Source organism: Shewanella colwelliana ATCC 39565 (assembly GCF_000518705.1).
Lineage (GTDB): Bacteria > Pseudomonadota > Gammaproteobacteria > Enterobacterales > Shewanellaceae > Shewanella > Shewanella colwelliana.
Genome location: NZ_KI912479.1, coordinates 56,748 through 76,780 on the forward strand (window position 1 = coordinate 56,748; position 20,033 = coordinate 76,780).

Sequence of the window (20,033 nt, forward strand, 5' to 3'; positions counted from 1 at the left end):
TTTAATCGATGAATTCACAATGTGTCATTATTGCCATTGCTGGTGCGTCAGCGTCAGGTAAAAGCTTAATAGCGAAAACTATTTTTGAAGAACTGTGTCGTGATTTAGGAACAGATCAAATTGGCGTTATCGCTGAAGATGCTTACTACAAGGATCAGAGCCATCTTTCGATGGATGAACGTGTACTGACGAATTACGATCACCCTAAAGCACTTGATCACCTTTTATTGAGCCAGCACCTTGAAGCGCTTAAAAATGGTGAGGCGGTCGATATTCCACAATACAGTTATACCGAGCACACCCGTATGGCTGAAACTGTCACAATGACACCGAAGAAAGTGATCATCCTAGAAGGGATTTTGTTGCTGACAGATCCGGTACTGAGAGAGAAGATGGATGCAAGCGTATTTATGGATACGCCATTGGATATCTGCTTTATGCGCCGATTGACGCGAGATGTTGCAGAGCGAGGTAGAACCATGGAGTCAGTGATGCAACAGTATACGCAAACGGTACGACCTATGTTTCTGCAATTTATTGATCCATCGAAGCAATATGCCGATATTATCGTTCCTCGCGGCGGTAAAAATCGTATTGCTACCGATATCCTCAAGGCCAGAATTCAACACCTGTTAGCAAAATAATAGGGCTGGGAGTTCAAAAGGGATGCGTTTGACTGAAGTTGAGGTGAAATCCAGTGTACATGGCACAATGGTTATAGAGCCGTGTTTTGATGCTGATGCCATTAACTGTGTCGGTGTAGATATCATATCAGGCGAACAATTCCCCGTATCTCAATACAATACCGTTTCTTCAGTCGATTTCAGTGGTCTGATTGAAGCGGTACATATGGCACTTGAGTATGTGATGAGTGATAAAATGGTTATCTCTGAACGCGATGCGTTATGTTGGTGTCCCGCTGAGGTGGCGTTAACTATACCCAATGCAAACGCCATCTGGTCACCTGATACCACATGTTTTGCTAGGCCAAGTCATGTCTGATATGTGGATTAATGGCATTCGCCAGAATCTTATCAGTGGCAGTGATAGAGGCCTTGCTTATGGCGATGGGCTTTTTGCGACAATGCGTTGCGGCGAAACGGGGATCAAATTTCGGCAATTGCACCTTGAGCGTTTATCCCAAAGTGCACAACGCCTTGGTTTTGTGTGGCAAGCATCGCCAGCACTGCTATTGCAACTTGATGAGATAAGCTCGCACAGTTTTGTCCAGTTTGGTCAAGACTTCTGCATCAAATTGCTGATATCACGCGGTTCAGGTGGGCGGGGATATCAAGCGCCACAGCAGCCAGATATCAGTGAAATCGTATCGGTCCACGCAATTCCCGCGCACTACAGCACTTTGCAACAGCAAGGTGTTGCACTGCAAACGAGTCCGATAAGGCTGGCCAAGCAACCTCGTTTAGCGGGCATGAAACACCTAAATCGTTTAGAACAGGTGTTAATAAAATCTCAAATGTTGACGACAGGCTTTGATGATTGGTTGGTACTCGACAGTGATGAAAAGGTCATAGAGTCCTCGATGGCTAATCTATTTTGCATCAAAGATGAACAAGTCGTTACCCCTGCGTTATCGGCGTCAGGTGTTGCTGGAGTGATGCGTGAGCAGCTTATCTATTGGTTGAACGACGCTGGTTACTGTGTGCAGATGCGAACTGTCGATGTCGCAGAACTTGAACAGTTTGATCATCTATTTATTAGTAATAGCCTGTTTGGCGTGATAAGCGTTAATCAGGTTAATCAGTTTCATTTTACGTCGAGTCCGATAGTGAGTCGAGCAAGGGAAGCGTTGTCATTATCACTATGAGAAAATTATTAATAGGGGCTTCGGCCTCACTGTTTACGTTATTAACGATTGCAGCTATCGGCTTGTATTGGGGCTATCAAAGTGTCGTGAGTTTCAGTCAGGCACCACTCAATATTGATGCCGAGCAAGAACTGGAGATTAAACGTGGTAGCTCATTCCATCAGGTTGCGGCCACACTAGTTGAACGTGGTGCGATCAACGATTTGTGGAAATTAAAGTTACTGGTTAAGTTACGTCCAGAACTGAGCCAAATTCGCAGTGGCCTATATCAGATAGAGACCACCGATACGGTGTCGAGTTTACTTGATAAGTTAACCCAAGGTCGAGTGATGGTCTTTAATGCTACGCTGATTGAAGGTAAGACGATTAAAGAGTGGCAGGCCGAGCTAAAGCAGCTACCAAGAATAAACTGGCAAGATGATGTTTTTAACATAGTACTTAAAGCGAATGGCGACGACTCAGGACTGCCAGAAGGAAAATTCTTCCCAGATACTTATCACTACTCAGCGGGCGATGAACTGAGCGTGATTGTTGAGCAAAGCTATCAAAAAATGCAGCAGCAATTAAAGGTAGCATGGGAAGGGCGAGATAAAGATATCCCACTAGCGTCACCCTATGAGTTATTGATCATGGCGTCAATTATCGAAAAGGAGACGGGTAAGGCGAGCGAGCGCCCGTGGATATCGGCAGTATTTACTAATCGATTGCGTAAAGGGATGCGATTGCAGACAGATCCGACTGTTATTTACGGCATGGGCGACCGGTTTGACGGTAATATTCGTCGAAAAGATCTGCGTGAAATGACCCCTTTTAATACCTACCGCATCAATGGCTTGACTCCAACACCGATAGCCGCACCCAGTGGGGCATCATTGCTGGCCGCCGCGCATCCTGCCGACGTGGATTACCTTTATTTCGTATCAAAAAATGACGGCAGTCATATATTTTCTAAATCACTGGCTGAGCACAATCGCGCAGTCAACCAGTATCAGAGAAATCGATGAATAGACCTAATAACGCTAAATTTGTCGTCATTGAAGGGTTAGAGGGCGCAGGAAAATCCAGCGCTATCGCTTTAGTGAGAGACTTCATAGAAAAACATACCGCGCAAGCACCAGTATGTACGCGTGAGCCTGGTGGCACCCCACTGGCAGAGAAAATGCGTGATTTGGTGAAGATTGCCGACGACACAGACCCTTTATGTGACGAGTCTGAATGCTTACTGATTTATGCTGCACGTGCTCAATTAGTCGCCAACGTGATCAAGCCAGCCTTGAATCAAGGTCAATGGGTATTAGGGGATCGTCATAATCTATCTTCGCTCGCTTATCAAGGTGGTGGACGGGGGTTAATGTCATTGGTTGAGGCGGTCAGTGATGCAACATTAAAGGGGTTTAAACCTGACTTAACCATCTATTTGGATATCGAACCAGGCTTAGGCCTACAACGCGCTGCAGATCGTGGTGCACTTGACCGTATTGAGCAGCAGGCGCTTAGCTTTTTTGAGCGAGCTCGTACGACCTATTTAGCGCTTGCTGAAAGCGATGACACCATTGCGGTGATCGACGCAAGTCAAAGCATGGCGGACGTGCACAAAGATATCATCTCTTTGTTGCAAGCCCAGCGGTGGTAGGATGAGCGACATTCCTTGGTTGTCACCCGTTATCGATCAGTTTACGCAACAGGTTATGGCGGGGGCGAATGGTCATGCTTATTTAATCGGCATGCATCAAGGTTATGGCGCGTGGTCGCTAACACTTGCACTGGCAAAAACAGCCTTATGTCTATCACCAACGCCTGACGGCGCATGTGGTCATTGTAAAGCATGCTTGTTGGTGGCCGCTGATTGCCACCCAGATCTTTACAGTGTTGAGGCCGATGGTAACCAGATTAAAGTCGATCAAATCCGAACACTGTGCAGCAGTTTAACCTCGACAGCACAACAGGGTGGCCGACGCGTAGCAATCATCAAAAGCAGCGAAAAGCTAAATACTGCAGCGGCAAATGCACTGCTTAAAACACTCGAAGAACCCGGCCGTGACACACTGATTTTTTTGCAAACGGACACACCCAGCAGGCTAATGGCAACAATTAGCAGCCGCTGTCAGCGGTTACATTTTCAATTGCCTTCGCCTGATACGCTTAGGCATTGGATCGCTGCACAAATAACGTGTGATCACGACGTAACTTGGTGTTTACCCGCGATGGGCGGACCCATAGAGTTACTTAGTGCTTTGCAGAGCGAACGTTACCAGCAGCTGCTTATGTATCGAAAAGGTTGGATACAAAGTTTGTCGTCTGGGCACCTGTGTGCTAGTTTAACTAATATAGATGAAAAGCAAGTTTCTGATGCGCTTAAGGTTTTATATCTGGTTTTACGATATAAATTGGTTAAACAGAAAAATGCTGATGCCCTAGTTAACGTGAAGTTAGTGACATTTGCAGGCCAAGTGATGGAGACCTATCATCGTCTTAACACTATGCCAAACGTGAATGTGATGGCGGTTTTTCAAGCGTTTATATTAGAGTATGAGTCGCTAACAACAAGATAAATTAATATGGTCGATCTCGTGATTAATTTTGATACCTTACATCAGCTTTATCGAGCCTACATGCCGTTTATTCAGCCTGCGGGCTTGTTTGTGGCGACGACTGAAAGTCACTATTTAGGCCAAGAGATTTCAATTGCCTATCAGCTACCGGGCTCAACAGTACGCCATGAGTTTCAAGGCGTGGTTGTGTGGATTAACCCGCTGGGCGCATCTGGTGGACGACCTGCTGGTATTGGGGTTAAGATCATCACTGACGCTCCCACCCATAAGCATCACATTGAGAACCTCCTTTCAAGAGAGCTTTCCTCTAGCGATTTGACCTGCACTATGTAGCTCTGTATTCTTTGCCTCCTTTTTACCGTTAACTTGGATACTCGCAGTGCTCATCGATTCACATTGCCACCTCGATAGGCTAAAAGCCGCGCCCGATCAACTCAGTTTACGTCAGCTCATTGAACAAGCTAAATCTCGCGGCGTCGATTACTTTTTATGTGTCAATGTTCGTCAGCAAGGGTTTCGCGCCATGCAGGCGAAAATGGCCGAGTTCGAGCAGATTTTTTTATCGGCAGGTGTTCATCCGTTGGATGTCCAAGATGGCTTAGATACCACGAAAATTCACGACTACCTTAACGATCCCAAAGTGGTCGCAATTGGTGAGACTGGGCTTGATTACTTCTATGCTAACGAAACTAAAGCACTGCAACAGCAATGTTTTGAGCAACAGATCGCCTTAGCCGTAGAGGTAAATAAGCCGCTTATTGTGCATACTCGTGATGCAAGAGAAGATACCATCGCTTTTTTAAAACAAGGGCATGCTGATAAAGTAGGCGGTGTACTGCACTGTTTTACTGAAAACTGGGAGATGGCCAAAGCCGCCATTGATCTCGGTTTCTATATTTCGGTTTCTGGTATCGTGACGTTTAAAAATGCCGGTGATTTACGCACCGTTATCCGCAAGGTGCCAAAAGATAGGTTGTTAGTTGAAACCGATGCACCTTATTTGGCGCCCGTTCCCCATCGTGGGCAAGAGAATCAACCTGCATATGTTCGCGATGTGGCTGAATTTGTTGCGCAGCTACGTGGTGAGTCTTATGAAGAGCTAGCCGATTACACGTCTAGTAACTTTTTTAGTCTGTTTAAAGATGCGGCGAAGTTAGTCGGTCGATAAATACAGGCAAGAAAAGACACGCAAAAAAAGACCCAAAACTATTCCAATTGTTCTGGGTCTAGGGGAATGGCTCTTTTCAGAGCCGTGCGCTACTGTTTGAGATGTTACCTCGAATGACTCTCAGAACTTTAGTGTAGTCAAGGCAGGCAGTAGCGCATGAACTGTTTGGATTTTAATTACTTTCATTTGTAACAAGATGTTTCATTTGTTGGCGTCGTGTCTCTGCTGGCAAATTTACACGATGTTTGGCGTCGAAGAACTTATCTTATCTTTAACTAGATCTCTGGGTAAGCTGTTTTTCAGCTTATTGCCCAAGTGTTTCACCACGCCTATTGGGACGTTGTGATAACAGACAATGGTTTCACCTTGCGGCGTAACTTTTTCGTCTAACATGATGTCTCGTCCCATCAGAAACTGTGTTGCTTGTTTTTCTGTTAATGGATAACCCAAATCAGCTCGTCCAAGTGCGACAATGGCTTCGTGGCGTACTTTAAATCCTTTTTTAATAGCATCAGCCAGCTTTAAACCAATCCGTTGAAAACGCATTTTGCCGATAAGTGATTCAACATGATATGGAAGCAACCAATATTCATCGTCGCGACTCATGATGAGTCCCATACCATCGAGTTCAATATTAAAACTCTGTTTAAAGTATGCATGAATGGCGGCTAACTGCTTGGTGCTAGTCTGGTTAAATGGAAAATTTTTCTGTGGCTTAGGAGCAGGTTTGGCACGCTCGATATCCATCGTTTTTCGAATTTTGGCGATAAAGAAACCTTCGCTGTCATAGATTTGTGGCCAAACATGTAAAAAGCCTTCTGAAGTCAATGCTTTATTTGCACCCGGAAACAAATCGGCTAATGATTCAAACTCAACAGCATCACCGTAGCGTTGTTTGAGATAGTTACAAACAGCTTGATTTTCGGTGGTGTTAAGTGTGCAGGTTGAGTAAACCAAGCTGCCACCCGTTTTGAGTGCTAAAAAGGCTGAGTCAATTAGATCACGTTGAGTGGCTGCAATCGCTTCAATCTCAGCATAGTCCCAATGTTTTAACGCATCAGGGTCTTTGCGTATAGTGCCTTCACCACTACAAGGGGCATCTAGCAGCACGGCGTCAAAGGTATCATACAAGTACTCACCGAATACGCGGGCATTAAAATGGGTGAGGGCACAGTTTTTACCGCCCATTCGCAATACGTTGGCATGCAGCACTTTTACCCGGCTGGATGAGTATTCATTAGCAACTAACAGGCCGTTGTTGGTCATCATTGCCGAGAGTTGAGTCGTCTTTGAACCTGGTGCTGAAGCCATGTCTAGCACTGTTAACTGACTCGCATCGTCAATGGTTTTTGGAAATAACGCGTGGGGAGGCAGCATTGAGCTCGCCTCTTGGATATAAAACAGCCCTTGAATGTGCTCAATGGTATTGCCTAACTGGATTTGACTATCCGTTGTGATCCAAAATCCATCGTCGCTCCAAGGGATGGGTTCAAATTGCCACCCTTTGGCGGTCATCAGCGCAGTAAAATCTGCTGAGGATATTTTAAGGGTATTGACCCTTATAGAGGGTCGAAGTGGCAATGCACTGAATGCGATAAAATCTTCCATCGTAAGATGAGGTGGAAGATCTTTAGCGATACTGTCGATAAAATTTTGATTTAATTGGACCATAAGAATGAAAAACAAGATATTGTTATGGTGCAGTATATCACAATCGGTGATCGGCCTTTGATTAAAGGTTAAGTGAAGGAGTTTGCGTGTTAAATCGGATATGGGTGGCATTTTTTGTCACTGCATTAGCGGCCATTATGGTGCAGCTTTTCATGGGACATTGGTCTGTTTTAGCTGATGCTGTCAATGCACTATTTTCCAGCGCTAAGCTTGCCGCAGAGATTGCACTGGGTTTAATCGGGGTGTTGGCGTTGTGGATGGGCCTTATGCGAGTGGGTGAGAAAGCTGGGGTCGTCAGTGTATTTGCTAGGCTGTTTGAACCCTTGCTCAGCAGGCTAATGCCTGAAGTTCCTCGAGGCCACCGAGCTTACGGTAGTGTTACCATGAACCTTACTGCAAATGTACTGGGGCTCGACAATGCTGCTACACCATTAGGACTCAAGGCTATGCAAGATCTGCAGCAGCTTAACCCTAATAAGTCTGTTGCCACTAATGCACAAATTCTATTTTTAGTCCTCAATACGTCCTCAGTAACCTTAGTGCCCGTGACCGTTTTTTTGTACCGGGCACAGCAGGGCGCGGCGGCACCAGCAGATATCTTTCTGCCAATTTTGTTAGCGACAACCGCTTCTACATTAGTTGGCATACTTGTGGTCGCCTTGTTTCAGCGCATCTCGCTACTTAATAGCGTCATACTTGCATACGGTGGTCTATTTTTTGCGGGGATTTCTGCTTTAGTTTTTTATTTAGGCACACTATCGGTAGCCGCGATTGGTGAGCTATCTACGGCGCTCGGCAACGGCATACTCTTGTTGTTGGTATTTAGTTTTATTCTTGTGGCTGGGCTTCGTAAGGTCGCTGTTTACGATGAGTTTGTGGCAGGAGCCAAAGAGGGATTTGAACAAGCAATTAAGTTGATCCCCTATCTATTGGCCATGTTATTAGCCATTGCGCTCTTGCGTGCCTCTGGTGCGTTAGATTATCTGTTGAGTGTTATCGCTGCACTAGTTCAGTTACTTGGTGGTGACACGCGTTTTATTGACGCTCTGCCGACAGCCATTATGAAACCTTTTAGCGGCTCTGGCGCACGAGCGATGATGTTAGAGACTATGCAGCATCATGGTGTTGACTCCTTTGCTGGTCGCTTGGCTGCAATTGTTCAAGGCAGTACCGAAACTACATTCTATGTATTAGCTGTCTATTTTGGAGCCGTAGGTATACGAAACGGACGTCATGCCCTTGCGTGTGGACTAACTGCTGATATTGCGGGGATTTGTGCCGCTATCTTTGTTTGCTATCAATTCTATGGCTAAAAATCTATTAGCATGAATTGTTGCCTAATGTCGGGGGCGAGTGATATGAGAGGGGATGATTGAGCTCTGTTGAGTGATGGAGAGTGCTACAGTCGATGGTTAAGTCATGGCGAGTGTGCCATAGCGTTTTATGGCACACCCAGGTTAATCATTAACAGACGTTAGAATTGATAGCTCACTGATAACATTGGGCCAATAAAGCTGTAGTAGAGATTATAATCGGCGATTTTTGTATCGATGCGATCAGCATTATGATGAAAATCTACATCAACTTTGTAGTAGTTAAAGGCGGCTGTCATATGCCAGTTTTCAGTTATCTCCGCCTCTACCCCCGCTCTTATATCGACAAGGCTGCCTTTAACGTCATCAAGCTCAATGTAAAAGTACTGTGCATGAGCATTAAAGACAAAACCAGGTACAAACTCATAGTTACCAAACAAGCCGATATCAGGTAGCGGTGCAGTGACCTCTTCTTCGACAAATTTAGGGGTTGAAGTTGAACCACATTGCTCAATATTCTCCCCTTCGATACATACACCTATGTCACCGTCAAAAGCGGTTTTGATGAACATGGTATGCAAGCCAATGCTCACGCCTAAGTCGTAATTGTTGCCCTGATAGAAGCGATAGTTGTATCCCAGGCGAGCGATATCGATATTTAAGGTAGTGTCTAAACGCGCTCCAGCTTGAATGTCATAAACTTTGTCATTGAGAGATACTTGAAAAGGGACGGTGAGCTTTTTTACTTCAGCACTGCGATGTAACTGCTTCCAGTCTAGATAAACAGAGTGCTTGCTATTGAAGTGGTGAATAACCTCAAAGAAAGGTAAAAACTGTGACTCTTCTAATTTCAAATCTTTTTCAAAATCGATTTTGAAGTCTTCACCTCGTAATGGATCTGTAACATCCATGCTGGAATTTGAGTTGGAGTAGAAGCCACCAACGCGAATAATCGTTTTACTGGTGTCGGTGGTGTTTTGAATGACGGGTGCATTATCGCTTTCTGCTGCGGTGGCGGAAAAACTGAGTAATGCCAATGCGACTAATGTAAAATATTTGGCTGCCAAAGAGGACCTCATCAAACTTTAATTATTATAACTATCTGATTTTTATCTAAATGAATATTTAAGCGTTAATCATTCTATCAGGATATTTCTAATTGTGAATGATTTGTATCAATAAATGTCAATAAAGGCTGGGAATTTTGTAAAAGCAGGAGGGAGATCGCGGTAATTGGTGCGCAGTTAGGTTTACCCACTACGCACCGATAGAACGCTTAGAAGTAATGAGTAAAGAGAATGACAGCCCAAGTAACTCCGCATAACGCAAGGCTCATAAACACTGCAGCAGAAGCGATATCCTTAGCTTGACCACTTAGTGGGTGAATTTCATCGCCAATTCTATCTACCACAGCTTCGATGGCTGAGTTGAGTAGCTCGACAATGAGTACGATAAATAGCGTCATGATAAGCAGCAGGCGTTCAACGGTAGGAACATCGACTAAGAGTGCAATAGGTAGCATTACCGCTGCAAGCATTAACTCTTGTCTAAAGGCAGCCTCAAATTGCCAAGCTTGTTTTAACCCTTGCATAGAAAAACCAGTGGCTCTGAAAATGCGTTTAATTCCGTGGTTATTTTCCGGTTTCATAGTATTCCAGTGAAAAATGGCTAACAGTTTAGTAGCGCAAAAAGTGATTTTGGCAAAAGTATAACATCACTATAACGATCATGACATTGACCTTTAACCAATTGGTCTAAACTTACTTAGTTCATGTCAATGTTGCTCATGGAGGAGCCAATGAAAATCCTATCATCTATCTTTGTTGTTTTACTGACAAGCTGTTTAATGTTTTCGGCGAAAACCTTTTCTGAGTCACCAAGCGTTAAAAAGCCTTCACTTCAGCATGCTGCGGCATCTTCTCCTCAACTGCCAGTGTCACAATACTTAGCGAGCGAAAAACTCGATGGTGTTCGCGGGCGCTGGACTGGACGTCGTATGTTGACGCGAAGTGGGCGAGAGGTCGCCTTACCAAAGTGGTTTACCCAGGAGTTCCCCTCCAGTGCACTTGATGGTGAGCTATGGATAGCGCGAGGTAAGTTTGATGCTGTATCGGCATTAGTGCGTCATCACTCTCCTGACCAAGAGCGCTGGCGAGCCGTTAAATTCATGGTCTTTGATTTACCTCATTCGGCATTGCCCTTTGAAAGGCGCTATCAACTGTTGTTGCAAAAATATGCCAATCTATCGCCCTATTTGAAAATAGTTGAGCAACGAAGTTATGACTCGATGGCGCTACTTGACGAACAGCTTAGCGCTTTGGTCAAGCAAGGTGCAGAGGGGATGATGTTACATCGTAAAACAGCATACTATAGCGTGGGGCGAACCATGGATTTGGTTAAGTTAAAGCCCTATGAAGATGCTGAAGCCATTGTCGTTGCCCACCTGCCGGGAAAGGGAAAGTATTTTGGTATGTTAGGTGCATTACAGGTCAAAACCGATGACGGACGCATATTTAAACTTGGCAGTGGTTTGAGCGATGAGCAACGACTGCATCCACCCGAAATTGGCTCAACCGTGACCTACAAATACTATGGTTTGACTAAAACAGGCTTACCTAGGTTTGCTACGTTTCTTAGGGTAAGGTTAACGCAGTAAATACAATGGTAGATAGGGAATATGACTAGAATTACATCGGTACTTTTTATTTGTATGGGAAACATCTGCCGCTCGCCCAGTGCTGAAGCGGTATTTAGGACAAAGGCGCGGGAGCAGGGGGTAGAGATAAGCAGTGATTCAGCCGGCACGATCGCTTATCATCAAGGTGAAAGCCCTGATACCCGTGCTAGAGCTGCAGGTGAGCGCCGTGGATTCGATTTCAGTGGCATCACAGCAAGAGCTGTAACCAATGATGATTTTGAACAATTTGACCTTATTTTAGCGGCTGACGAAGCAAATTTAGCCGATTTGAAACAGCGATGCCCGGCGCATCTGCAATATAAACTTCGCTTGATCTTGTCTTATATTGATGGTGGCTATACAGAAGTGCCCGATCCCTATTATGGGGGAGATAAGGGGTTTGAATTGGTTTTGGATCTCTTGGAGCAGAGCTGTGATGCGCTGATAGCCAGCCTAAAATGAGACTGCGGGTACTTGGCCCCGCAGTCTCACATTAAATAGCTTAATCGTTATTGTTGTGACGCACGCCAGAGCGTTTTAGCCTTTCGGCTTCGAGCTTAGCCTGTTTAATGGCCTCTTTCTCTGCCAATATTCTCGCCACTTCAGCTTTTTCAATCTCAGCCATTTCGGGGGTCTCTAATGATAGTAACCCGATTTTCCCTGAGCGATATTCATGCAACAAAAGCTCAGAAGCTTTGTGCAGGTCGATGCGCCCACCTGGTCTTAACGCACCACGTTTACGGCCAATAGCTTCCAGTAGCCCAATGTCGTCTTTAGGTAACGCTTTAAGCTTGTAACGTTCAAGCATTGCATCTGGATAAGCCTTAAGGAAATATTCGGCGGCAAACATGGCTACGTCTCCATATTCCATCGCGGTATCTTTGATTGCGCCAGTTACTGCTAAGCGGTAGCTACTAGACTCATTGTCTACTTTTGGCCATAGAATTCCGGGTGTATCAGAGAGAACGATACCGTTTTTTAAGTTTATTCGCTGTTGTCTTTTGGTCACGGCGGGCTCGTTACCTGTTTTAGCGATAACGCGTCCTGCAAGGGTGTTGATGATGGTGGATTTCCCCACGTTGGGGATACCCATGATCATGGTGCGGATATCTTTTTCTGTTGTATCTCTACTCGGTACTAATTTACGGCATAAATCGGGGATTTTGCGCACTTGGCTTGCTTGTAAGGTGGTAATTGCCATCGCTTTTACACCTTGTTCAAGCTCCAAATATTCAACCCATTTTTGCGTGGTGACAGGATCGGCTAAATCTGATTTATTTAATAGCTTGATACAAGGCTTATCACCGCGAAGTGTTTTGACCATTGGGTTTTCACTGCTAAAGGGAATACGGGCATCGAGCACCTCAATCACGAGATCGATTTGAGGCATAACCTCTTCAATCTCTTTACGCGCTTTGTGCATGTGACCGGGATACCACTGAATAGCCATGTTATTACTCTACCTTTAGCTGAAGTTGGCGGGATTTTACCTTGATATGTCAGAAAAATCACAAATAAAAAGCGCCAAATGGCGCTTTTTATTAAGAGACTTAAGGCTAGATGACCCCAAGTTCTCTTAAACGTTCCATCAAGTAACTGTCTGCAGTATAGCGCTCAGACAGCACAACTTCTGGCTTTGGGTGTAAAAACAGCGGTAGCGAGATACGTGAGCGACTTGTATCTGTGCCTTTAGGGTTAACTACTCGATGGGTTGTAGAAGGGAAGTAGCCACCCGAAGCCTCTTGTAACATATCACCGATATTGATGATGATATTGCCAAAATCACTGGGTACGTCTAACCATTCACCAGATTTAGTTTTGACTTGTAAGCCAGGTTCATTGGCTGCTGGGAGTACGGTTAATAAGTTAATATCTTCATGTGCGGCAGCACGGATAGCACCCAATTCTTCGTCACCCGTCATTGGTGGATAGTGAAGGATGCGCAGTAGCGTCTTATTGCTGTCTTCAATCATTTTGGGTAGGGCGATGGAGTAATTGACTGCAACATCGGCTGGCGTATGGGCTTCGACCCAAGAGAGCAGTTCTGCGGCGAGCGCGTTGGCTTCTTGGTAATACTTGAGGATATTACTGCGTAAACTGTCAGGAATACGACCCCATGGGTAAACGTGATAGTACTCTTTAATATCTTTAACGCTATGGCCTTTGGCTGTTTCTGAAATTTCAGCAGGGAAAAAACCATCTTGAGTCTCTGGTTTAAACAGAAAATCGTGCTTATCTTCACCGTTGAAAAAAGCCTGCCATTCTTGGTAGATACTTTCTACTAGCTCTTTGTTAATTGGGTGGTTAGACAGTACACCAAACCCAGTTTCTCTTAGTGACTCCACGAAGCGCTGAGCACTATCGCTTGATTGGTAATCAATTGTTTCTAATTTCATTTTTTTAATTTCTTGTTATTAAACCCCAGAGCAAGTTTACCTATGGACTTAACCTAGAGCAAATAAGTGTGAGGTAAATCACGCTACGATTGTTTGTGTTAAAGATTGATGGTTAGGTCTGGGGGTGTTAATCATTGCTTATTCAATCATTAGCGTAAAAACAGGGGGTTAAAAATTAGTGATTTGAAATATCAGAGTTAATTACTCGGTCTTTAATCTGGTATCTTTAATCGTAATAGGTTGGCATGAATGTGGGCTTAGTCGTAAATCGTAACGTACTAGGTCAATAGAAAGTTCGCTGTAGAGGTTGAGAAATAATGCGTGAGTTAACTGAATTTGAACAATATGTCATTGAAGACAAGGGCACCGAACGCCCATTTAGTGGCGAATATGACAAACATGATGCTCAAGGTGTATATCACTGTAAGCGTTGTGACGCACCACTATATCGTTCGGAGCACAAGTTTAATGCTCATTGTGGCTGGCCAGCGTTTGATGATGAAATAGCGGGCGCCGTCACGCGACGGGCTGACGCTGATGGTCGACGTGTGGAGATTGTCTGTAGCCAGTGTCAGGGACATTTAGGCCATGTGTTTGAGGGCGAATACCTCACCGACAAAAATATTCGTCACTGTATTAACTCAGTGTCCATGGTATTTAAAGGCATTGAAGCGAACACCGCGTCGACAAATGGTTTCGCGACATTAGGTGGTGGTTGTTTTTGGTGTTTAGAAGCCATTTTTTCACAACTAAAAGGCGTGATTGCGGTGCGGTCTGGTTATAGCGGTGGTGATGAAACGACTGCTAATTACAAAGCGGTTTGCAGTGGACAAACCCATCATGCCGAAGTGGTGCATATAGAGTTTGATGAAGCGGTGATTGGCTTTAAAGAGCTACTGGAAGTCTTTTGGCAGAGCCATGATCCCACCACATTGAATCGTCAAGGAAATGATGTCGGTCCACAGTATCGTTCGGTGATTTTTGCCCATAATGCCGAGCAGATTGATATTGCCAGTGAGATGATCGCCAGACTGACTGAGTCCAAGGTTTGGGATGCGCCCATTGTGACCGAGTTGGTGGCCTATAAAATCTTCTACCCGGCAGAAACCTATCATGATGATTATTATGCAAACAATGGCCAACAGCCCTATTGTCAGATGGTTGTACGCCCCAAAGTCGATAAGGTGAAAGCACTGTTTAAGGACAAGCTAAAGAGTGAGGGGGCTTAACAAAAAAAGGCGCTTAAAGCGCCTTTTTACTGGGTCATGACCCCTTGTTAATGGTTACGAATCTAATTTGTCGTCTGCCACTTTATAATGTGGATCTTCGATTAGGTTCACTTCAACCAGATCACCAGCCTTATGCAGAAGCTGTTTACAGTCATGACTCAAGTGACGTAGGTGCAGTTTTTTCCCCGCACTGACATAACGCTCGGCTAAGGTGTCGATAGCATCTAATGCAGAATGGTCACAAACTCTTGAGTTCTGGAAGTCTACAATCACATCTTCAGGATCAGTTTTAGCATGAAACAGCTCAAGGAAGTCTGCTACTGAACCAAAGAATAGTGGGCCATTAAGTTTATAGACTTTCCAGCCATTGTTATCTTCACTAATTTCAACATTAATGTGTTTAGCGTGTTCCCATGCAAACACCAGTGCCGATACAATTACACCAACGAAGACAGCAAAAGCAAGATCGGTAAATACGGTGACAACCGTGACTAATACGATGACAAATGCATCATGCTTAGGCACTTTTCTCATCACATTGAAACTAGCCCATTCAAATGTACCGAGTACGACCATAAACATTACGCCGACTAACGCTGCAAGGGGGATCATCTCAATAAAGGATGAGCCAAAGAGAATGAATGCAAGTAGGGCGAGCGCGGCAGTAATACCCGATAAACGGCCTCGTCCACCTGAGTTGATGTTGATCATGGACTGACCTATCATCGCACAACCACCCATAGCGCCAAAGAAACCACTCGTGATGTTACCGATACCTTGGCCAACACACTCTTTGTTGCCTTTACCACGAGTGCCCGTCATTTCATCAATAACCGTTAAAGTCAGTAGTGATTCAATAAGGCCTACAGCCGCTAGGATAAAAGAGTAAGGCAAAATGATGTAAAGTGTTTCTAGGTTAAAGGCGACCGATGGAATTGAGAACGTCGGCAAAGAACCAGCAATCGTGGCGTTGTCATCACCACTCATTGATTTAAGAAAGTCCAATACAGTACGGGTGTCTAAATCCAGCAACACAACAATTGCTGTAACCGTTAATATTGCTGCCAAAGAGGAAGGAAATGCGGTGGTCAGTTTGGGCAAGAAGTGAATGATTGCCATGGTTAATGCAACTAGTCCAAGCATTAGCATAAGCTGGTCTTGTGGTAACCAACTTAATATCCCATTTGCATCCGGAGCCTTAAACTGCCCAAGTTGTGCCAGGAAGATAACGATCGCTAGACCATTAACGAAACCTATCATCACAGGGTAGGGAACGATGCGAATGAATTTACCTAGTTTGAGGAGTCCAAAGCTGACCTGGATCAGTCCAGCAAGGACAACAGCAGCGAAAAGGTACTGCACGCCATGTTCAGCGACCAAGGCTACCATGACGACAGCCATCGCACCTGTCGCACCAGAAATCATACCAGGGCGCCCGCCAATCAGTGCGGTAACTAATCCCATAATAAATGCGGCATATAGACCAACCATCGGCTCTACACCTGCGACAAATGCAAATGCAACAGCTTCAGGAACAAGTGCCAAGGCTACAGTTAACCCTGAAAGTAAATCAGCTCGGTGGCTGGCGGTTTTGTGACGAATAAGATCGAACATTTAGCCTCTGTTGTATATTTGTTATTTGATTGGTGTGCGGCCGCGCATACTAGCAAAATTTTGACCGCAATAAAATAAAAAGCCATGCATTAGAGCATGGCTTTTAGGGTTTATAACGCTAATTATAAACTAGGGACGAGCCATTTCCGAATCGGCACTATTGCCGCGAGTCGCAGAGGTTTTCACTTCTTTCGACTCTGTTTCATATTGGCGTCCAGCAGGGACTTCAACGTGTTCTCTGCTCTCAACTGTAGGCTTGGTCGTGGTCGATGTCACCATAGAACCAAAGCGACTGGTGGCAACCTTAGGGGTTGCAACGGTTTCAGGTGCTACCGCTACCTGAGCTACCACATTAGCCGTAACAGGAATCGCTGCCACAGGCTTGGCAATGGCCGCAGGTTTGGCCATCGGTGCAGATGCTGAGGTCGCTTCAGCTACGTCGACTGATTTTGCCTTGGTCTTGACCTCTGGCTGAGCTTTAGTGTCGACCGTCTCAGTGATAACCGCTGTTTCGGCAGGAGCGTTCACTTTAGCTTCAACAACTGGCGCAGGTTCAATCTCTTTGGCTGTGACCTCAACGATATCAGCATCAGCTTCAACAACTTCAACCTTTTCAGGTTTAGCTGCTGCAACGTCGGCAACGATTTCTGTTACTGGTTCAGCCGCAGGCGCTTCTACCGCGAGAGTTTCAACTTCAGCGACAGGTTGGTCAGCGACTTCGCTGCTTTGCGCTTTAGCGGGAGCGCTAGCAGTGGAAGCGGCAGAAGAGGAAGACGACACACGGCGCTTAGCTTTTGCTGGTGCTTGTGGCTTCTCTTCAACCTTAACCTCAACCTCGACGCTAGCATCGACGCTTACCGGCACTGCAGTGGTTTGCGTCTCTGCAACCGTTGTTGTGTCGACTGCGGCCGCATCGGCTGATGCTTGTTCAAAATCTTGATCAAGTACTGGTGCAGTTTCTACGTCATTGGGGATAAAAGCAGGTTGCGTTGGTTCACCGTTCGTTTCACCATTAGGCTCTTCGTCACGACGTCTACGTTGTCCAGCGGCTCTTAAGTGACGCGGACTACGACGGCTACGACGTTGGCCATCTCTAGGCTCGCGTTTACCTTCGCTATCTTGCTCGTCAGCCTCTGTTGCAACGGCATCAACAGTTTGCTCTGCAACGGCTTCAGTTTCAACCGTACTGGCTTTTGCTTCCGTATGAATAACGGTTTTTGGTTCGGTCGATTCAGTCGCTTCTGCTTCAACACCAACATCGGTGCTTTGCGTGTCAGACTCTGCAACTTTCTCCTGTTTTGGCTTTGCTTTACGTGGCTGACGGCGAGTGCGGGTAGATTTGCCTTCACTCTTAGGTGCAGACTCTTCAGCCGCTGTATCGGCAGGAGCGACTACTTCAGCTGTTTGCGCCTCTAGTGCTAGCTTTGCTTCTTCAGCTGCTTGCTGTTCAGTTTGAACTCGTACTTTTCTACGCATATTTCTGCGTTGACGACGTTCGCGTGCAGCTTCTTGCTTAGGTTGCAACTCTTGCGAATCATCCTGCGACTTTTGCGCTGGACGTGACTTTGCATCATCACGCTTAGGCCTTTTAGTCTCATTACGGCCCTTAGAGGCGTTGGTGTCATTCGTTTCATTTCTAGGGTTGCGAGTGCGCTTGTTGTCGTTTGACTTAGACTCATTGTCCTCACGCCCTTTACGGTTGTCATTGCGACTGTCGTTGCGGCGAGTGTTACGACGACCATTTCGGTTTTGTGTATTACGACGTGGTTGTTCTTGTGTCTTTTTCTCTTCTTGTTTTGGTTCGTCAGAACTGAAGAGTTTGCCGATAGCTGACAGCAGTTTGGAAACTAAACCAGGCTCAGCGGTTTTTGTTTCTGCTTTTGATGCCGTTTTAGGCGCTGGTGTCGGCGTTGAATCTGCTTCTGTTTTAACTGGTGCTGCAAAACCTTTCAATGCTGGTTCTGGCGACGCTGCACGTTCTAGCTTACGTGGTTCGTAAAGTTTGCTTTCTGGCTGTTCGAGTAGTTTATAGCTCGATTCGCTGATCTGGTCATCTTTACGATGACGCGTCACACGGTAGTCTGGCGTGGTCATGTTTGGATCTGGGATCACATAGACCTCAACATCGTGACGCTGCTCGGTAATACGAATGGCTTTACGTTTTTCGTTAAGCAAGAAGGCTGCGACATCAACAGGTACTACCGCTTCGATTTGAGAAGTGTTCTCTTTAATCGCTTCCTCTTCCATTAGGCGAAGAATCGACAGTGCTAATGATTCAGTGCCGCGGATAGTGCCTTGGCCATGGCAGCGAGGACATAAGTGTGCAGCAGACTCTTCAAGCGAAGGACGTAGGCGCTGACGAGACATCTCCATTAGGCCAAAGCGTGAAATGCGTCCAAGTTGAACGCGTGCTCTGTCGTGATGTACTGCGTCACGCATTCTGTTCTCAACTTCACGTTGATGTCTGACTGGCGTCATATCGATGAAATCGATAACCACAAGACCACCTAAATCACGTAGGCGTAATTGACGCGCAATCTCGTCTGCGGCTTCTAAGTTGGTATTGAGTGCCGTTTCTTCGATATCGCCGCCTTTTGTCGCTCGGGCTGAGTTGATATCAATTGACGTTAACGCTTCTGTTGGATCGATAACAATTGAGCCACCAGATGGAAGTCGCACTTCGCGTTGGAAGGCCGATTCAATTTGAGTTTCGATTTGGAAATGAGTGAATAGTGGAACTTCGGCTTCATAACGCTTAATACGGTCGACAAAGTCTGGACGAACTAATGCAACATGTTGCTTAGCTTGCTCATAAATGCGCTCATGATCGATAAGAACTTCACCCACGTCGCGACGTAAATAGTCACGAATCGCACGCACTATGACGTTGCTTTCTTGGTGAATAAGAAAAGGAGCTGGACGGGTCTGTGCTGCTTCTTCAATAGCAGCCCAATGGTGCTGAAGTACCTTCAAATCCCACTTTAGTTCAGCCGCATCTTTACCTACACCAGCAGTACGCACGATGAGCCCCATTCCTTGAGGAACATCAAGCTCAGACATAGCCGCTTTAAGTTCAGTGCGCTCATCGCCTTCGATTCGACGAGAAATACCGCCTGCACGAGGGTTGTTTGGCATTAAGACAAGGTATGAACCTGCTAGGCTGATAAACGTAGTGAGTGCCGCGCCTTTGTTGCCGCGCTCCTCTTTATCAATCTGCACGATAACTTCTTGGCCTTCTTTGATCACCTCTTTGATGTTGGGGCGACCTTGGAAAGAATAACCTTTAGGGAAGTATTCGCGAGCAATCTCTTTTAATGGCAGGAAACCATGGCGTTCAGCGCCATAATCCACAAACGCTGCTTCAAGTGAAGGCTCTACTCGGGTGATTTTACCTTTGTAGATATTGGCTTTTTTCTGTTCGTGACCAGGACTTTCGATATCTAGATCATACAGTTGTTGCCCATCAACTAGGGCTACGCGCAACTCTTCAGATTGAGTCGCATTAATTAACATCCGTTTCATGATGACGTATTTCTTCTTAAAATAGGGTCATCAAACCAAGCTATTTCGTTGCATTACGGGCTCAGA

19 protein-coding genes are annotated in these 20,033 nt (G+C 45.5%); 12 read left to right on the forward strand and 7 right to left on the reverse strand.

Annotated features, from left to right (window positions below):
- The first annotated feature begins 8 nt into the window (after positions 1 to 8).
- Genes udk through L876_RS0116595 form a run of 8 tightly spaced genes read left to right on the forward strand, consistent with a single transcriptional unit; the run spans position 9 to position 5,545 of the window.
- On the forward strand, positions 9 to 644 hold the full coding sequence (gene udk, locus L876_RS0116560; protein WP_028764813.1) for a uridine kinase: 636 nt from the start codon (positions 9 to 11) through the stop codon (positions 642 to 644).
- 22 nt (positions 645 to 666) lie between these two features.
- The gene (locus tag L876_RS21990) at positions 667 to 1,002 is read left to right on the forward strand and encodes a hypothetical protein (RefSeq protein WP_051413166.1); all 336 of its coding nucleotides are present in this window, start codon (positions 667 to 669) and stop codon (positions 1,000 to 1,002) included.
- Positions 995 to 1,825, forward strand: a complete 831-nt coding sequence (gene pabC, locus L876_RS0116570; protein WP_028764814.1) for an aminodeoxychorismate lyase — start codon at positions 995 to 997, stop codon at positions 1,823 to 1,825. Before L876_RS21990 ends, pabC begins: the two co-directional genes overlap by 8 nt.
- Positions 1,822 to 2,829, forward strand: a complete 1,008-nt coding sequence (gene mltG, locus L876_RS0116575; protein ID WP_028764815.1) for an endolytic transglycosylase MltG — start codon at positions 1,822 to 1,824, stop codon at positions 2,827 to 2,829. The genes pabC and mltG overlap by 4 nt, the downstream gene beginning before the upstream one ends.
- Complete coding sequence (tmk, locus tag L876_RS0116580) at positions 2,826 to 3,458, forward strand: dTMP kinase (protein WP_028764816.1); 633 nt, start codon at positions 2,826 to 2,828, stop codon at positions 3,456 to 3,458. Before mltG ends, tmk begins: the two co-directional genes overlap by 4 nt.
- A gap of 1 nt (position 3,459) precedes the next feature.
- On the forward strand, positions 3,460 to 4,377 hold the full coding sequence (gene holB, locus L876_RS0116585; protein WP_028764817.1) for a DNA polymerase III subunit delta': 918 nt from the start codon (positions 3,460 to 3,462) through the stop codon (positions 4,375 to 4,377).
- A gap of 6 nt (positions 4,378 to 4,383) precedes the next feature.
- Positions 4,384 to 4,710 carry a PilZ domain-containing protein gene (locus L876_RS0116590; RefSeq protein ID WP_028764818.1) on the forward strand — a complete coding sequence of 109 codons (327 nt, stop codon included), beginning with the start codon at positions 4,384 to 4,386 and terminating at the stop codon, positions 4,708 to 4,710.
- 46 nt (positions 4,711 to 4,756) lie between these two features.
- On the forward strand, positions 4,757 to 5,545 hold the full coding sequence (locus L876_RS0116595; protein WP_028764819.1) for a TatD family hydrolase: 789 nt from the start codon (positions 4,757 to 4,759) through the stop codon (positions 5,543 to 5,545).
- Between the two features lie 234 nt (positions 5,546 to 5,779).
- Here L876_RS0116595 and rsmF read toward each other — a convergent pair whose 3' ends face one another.
- Positions 5,780 to 7,216, reverse strand: a complete 1,437-nt coding sequence (rsmF, locus tag L876_RS0116600; RefSeq protein WP_028764820.1) for a 16S rRNA (cytosine(1407)-C(5))-methyltransferase RsmF — start codon at positions 7,214 to 7,216, stop codon at positions 5,780 to 5,782.
- Positions 7,217 to 7,302: 86 nt separating this feature from the next.
- Here rsmF and L876_RS0116605 point away from each other — a divergent pair, with 86 nt between their 5' ends.
- Positions 7,303 to 8,529, forward strand: coding sequence for a nucleoside recognition domain-containing protein (locus tag L876_RS0116605; RefSeq protein ID WP_028764821.1), 1,227 nt, complete (start codon positions 7,303 to 7,305; stop codon positions 8,527 to 8,529).
- 161 nt (positions 8,530 to 8,690) lie between these two features.
- Here the strand turns inward: L876_RS0116605 and L876_RS0116610 are convergent, their stop codons facing one another.
- Both L876_RS0116610 and L876_RS0116615 read right to left on the reverse strand, forming a co-directional pair.
- Positions 8,691 to 9,512, reverse strand: coding sequence for a hypothetical protein (locus tag L876_RS0116610; RefSeq protein ID WP_245686924.1), 822 nt, complete (start codon positions 9,510 to 9,512; stop codon positions 8,691 to 8,693).
- Positions 9,513 to 9,805: 293 nt separating this feature from the next.
- Positions 9,806 to 10,177 (reverse strand): diacylglycerol kinase, encoded by a 372-nt coding sequence (locus L876_RS0116615; RefSeq protein ID WP_028764823.1) that lies wholly within the window; start codon positions 10,175 to 10,177, stop codon positions 9,806 to 9,808.
- A gap of 150 nt (positions 10,178 to 10,327) precedes the next feature.
- Between L876_RS0116615 and L876_RS0116620 the strand changes: the two genes are divergently transcribed.
- The gene (locus L876_RS0116620) at positions 10,328 to 11,185 is read left to right on the forward strand and encodes a DNA ligase (protein WP_081730734.1); all 858 of its coding nucleotides are present in this window, start codon (positions 10,328 to 10,330) and stop codon (positions 11,183 to 11,185) included.
- 21 nt (positions 11,186 to 11,206) lie between these two features.
- Positions 11,207 to 11,668, forward strand: a complete 462-nt coding sequence (locus L876_RS0116625) for a low molecular weight protein-tyrosine-phosphatase (RefSeq protein WP_028764825.1) — start codon at positions 11,207 to 11,209, stop codon at positions 11,666 to 11,668.
- Positions 11,669 to 11,708: 40 nt separating this feature from the next.
- On the opposite strand, the gene ylqF is transcribed toward L876_RS0116625, so the two are convergent.
- A complete protein-coding gene (ylqF, locus tag L876_RS0116630; RefSeq protein ID WP_028764826.1) occupies positions 11,709 to 12,656 on the reverse strand; it encodes a ribosome biogenesis GTPase YlqF in 948 nt (315 codons plus the stop codon).
- 106 nt (positions 12,657 to 12,762) lie between these two features.
- Positions 12,763 to 13,602, reverse strand: coding sequence for an isopenicillin N synthase family dioxygenase (locus L876_RS0116635; RefSeq protein WP_028764827.1), 840 nt, complete (start codon positions 13,600 to 13,602; stop codon positions 12,763 to 12,765).
- Between the two features lie 317 nt (positions 13,603 to 13,919).
- On the opposite strand from L876_RS0116635, the gene L876_RS0116640 reads away from it, so the two are divergent.
- Positions 13,920 to 14,831: a bifunctional methionine sulfoxide reductase B/A protein gene (locus tag L876_RS0116640; protein ID WP_028764828.1), complete on the forward strand. Its 912-nt coding sequence runs from the start codon at positions 13,920 to 13,922 to the stop codon at positions 14,829 to 14,831.
- Between the two features lie 54 nt (positions 14,832 to 14,885).
- On the opposite strand, the gene L876_RS0116645 is transcribed toward L876_RS0116640, so the two are convergent.
- Both L876_RS0116645 and rne read right to left on the reverse strand, forming a co-directional pair.
- Positions 14,886 to 16,445 carry a SulP family inorganic anion transporter gene (locus L876_RS0116645; protein ID WP_028764829.1) on the reverse strand — a complete coding sequence of 520 codons (1,560 nt, stop codon included), beginning with the start codon at positions 16,443 to 16,445 and terminating at the stop codon, positions 14,886 to 14,888.
- 129 nt (positions 16,446 to 16,574) lie between these two features.
- Entirely contained in the window at positions 16,575 to 19,967 is a 3,393-nt protein-coding gene (gene rne, locus L876_RS0116650; RefSeq protein WP_028764830.1) for a ribonuclease E, read from the reverse strand.
- Between the last annotated feature and the right edge of the window lie 66 nt (positions 19,968 to 20,033).

Coding starts and splice junctions, on each gene's coding strand:
- L876_RS21990 (WP_051413166.1), top strand. CDS start 667: ATGCGTTTGACTGAAGTTGAGGTGAAATCCAGTGTACATGGCACAATG.
- L876_RS0116615 (WP_028764823.1), bottom strand. CDS start 10,177: ATGAAACCGGAAAATAACCACGGAATTAAACGCATTTTCAGAGCCACT.
- L876_RS0116590 (WP_028764818.1), top strand. CDS start 4,384: ATGGTCGATCTCGTGATTAATTTTGATACCTTACATCAGCTTTATCGA.
- mltG (WP_028764815.1), top strand. CDS start 1,822: ATGAGAAAATTATTAATAGGGGCTTCGGCCTCACTGTTTACGTTATTA.
- L876_RS0116640 (WP_028764828.1), top strand. CDS start 13,920: ATGCGTGAGTTAACTGAATTTGAACAATATGTCATTGAAGACAAGGGC.
- rsmF (WP_028764820.1), bottom strand. CDS start 7,216: ATGGTCCAATTAAATCAAAATTTTATCGACAGTATCGCTAAAGATCTT.
- L876_RS0116625 (WP_028764825.1), top strand. CDS start 11,207: ATGACTAGAATTACATCGGTACTTTTTATTTGTATGGGAAACATCTGC.
- L876_RS0116635 (WP_028764827.1), bottom strand. CDS start 13,602: ATGAAATTAGAAACAATTGATTACCAATCAAGCGATAGTGCTCAGCGC.
- rne (WP_028764830.1), bottom strand. CDS start 19,967: ATGAAACGGATGTTAATTAATGCGACTCAATCTGAAGAGTTGCGCGTA.
- tmk (WP_028764816.1), top strand. CDS start 2,826: ATGAATAGACCTAATAACGCTAAATTTGTCGTCATTGAAGGGTTAGAG.
- pabC (WP_028764814.1), top strand. CDS start 995: ATGTCTGATATGTGGATTAATGGCATTCGCCAGAATCTTATCAGTGGC.
- udk (WP_028764813.1), top strand. CDS start 9: ATGAATTCACAATGTGTCATTATTGCCATTGCTGGTGCGTCAGCGTCA.
- holB (WP_028764817.1), top strand. CDS start 3,460: ATGAGCGACATTCCTTGGTTGTCACCCGTTATCGATCAGTTTACGCAA.
- L876_RS0116645 (WP_028764829.1), bottom strand. CDS start 16,445: ATGTTCGATCTTATTCGTCACAAAACCGCCAGCCACCGAGCTGATTTA.
- L876_RS0116620 (WP_081730734.1), top strand. CDS start 10,328: ATGAAAATCCTATCATCTATCTTTGTTGTTTTACTGACAAGCTGTTTA.
- ylqF (WP_028764826.1), bottom strand. CDS start 12,656: ATGGCTATTCAGTGGTATCCCGGTCACATGCACAAAGCGCGTAAAGAG.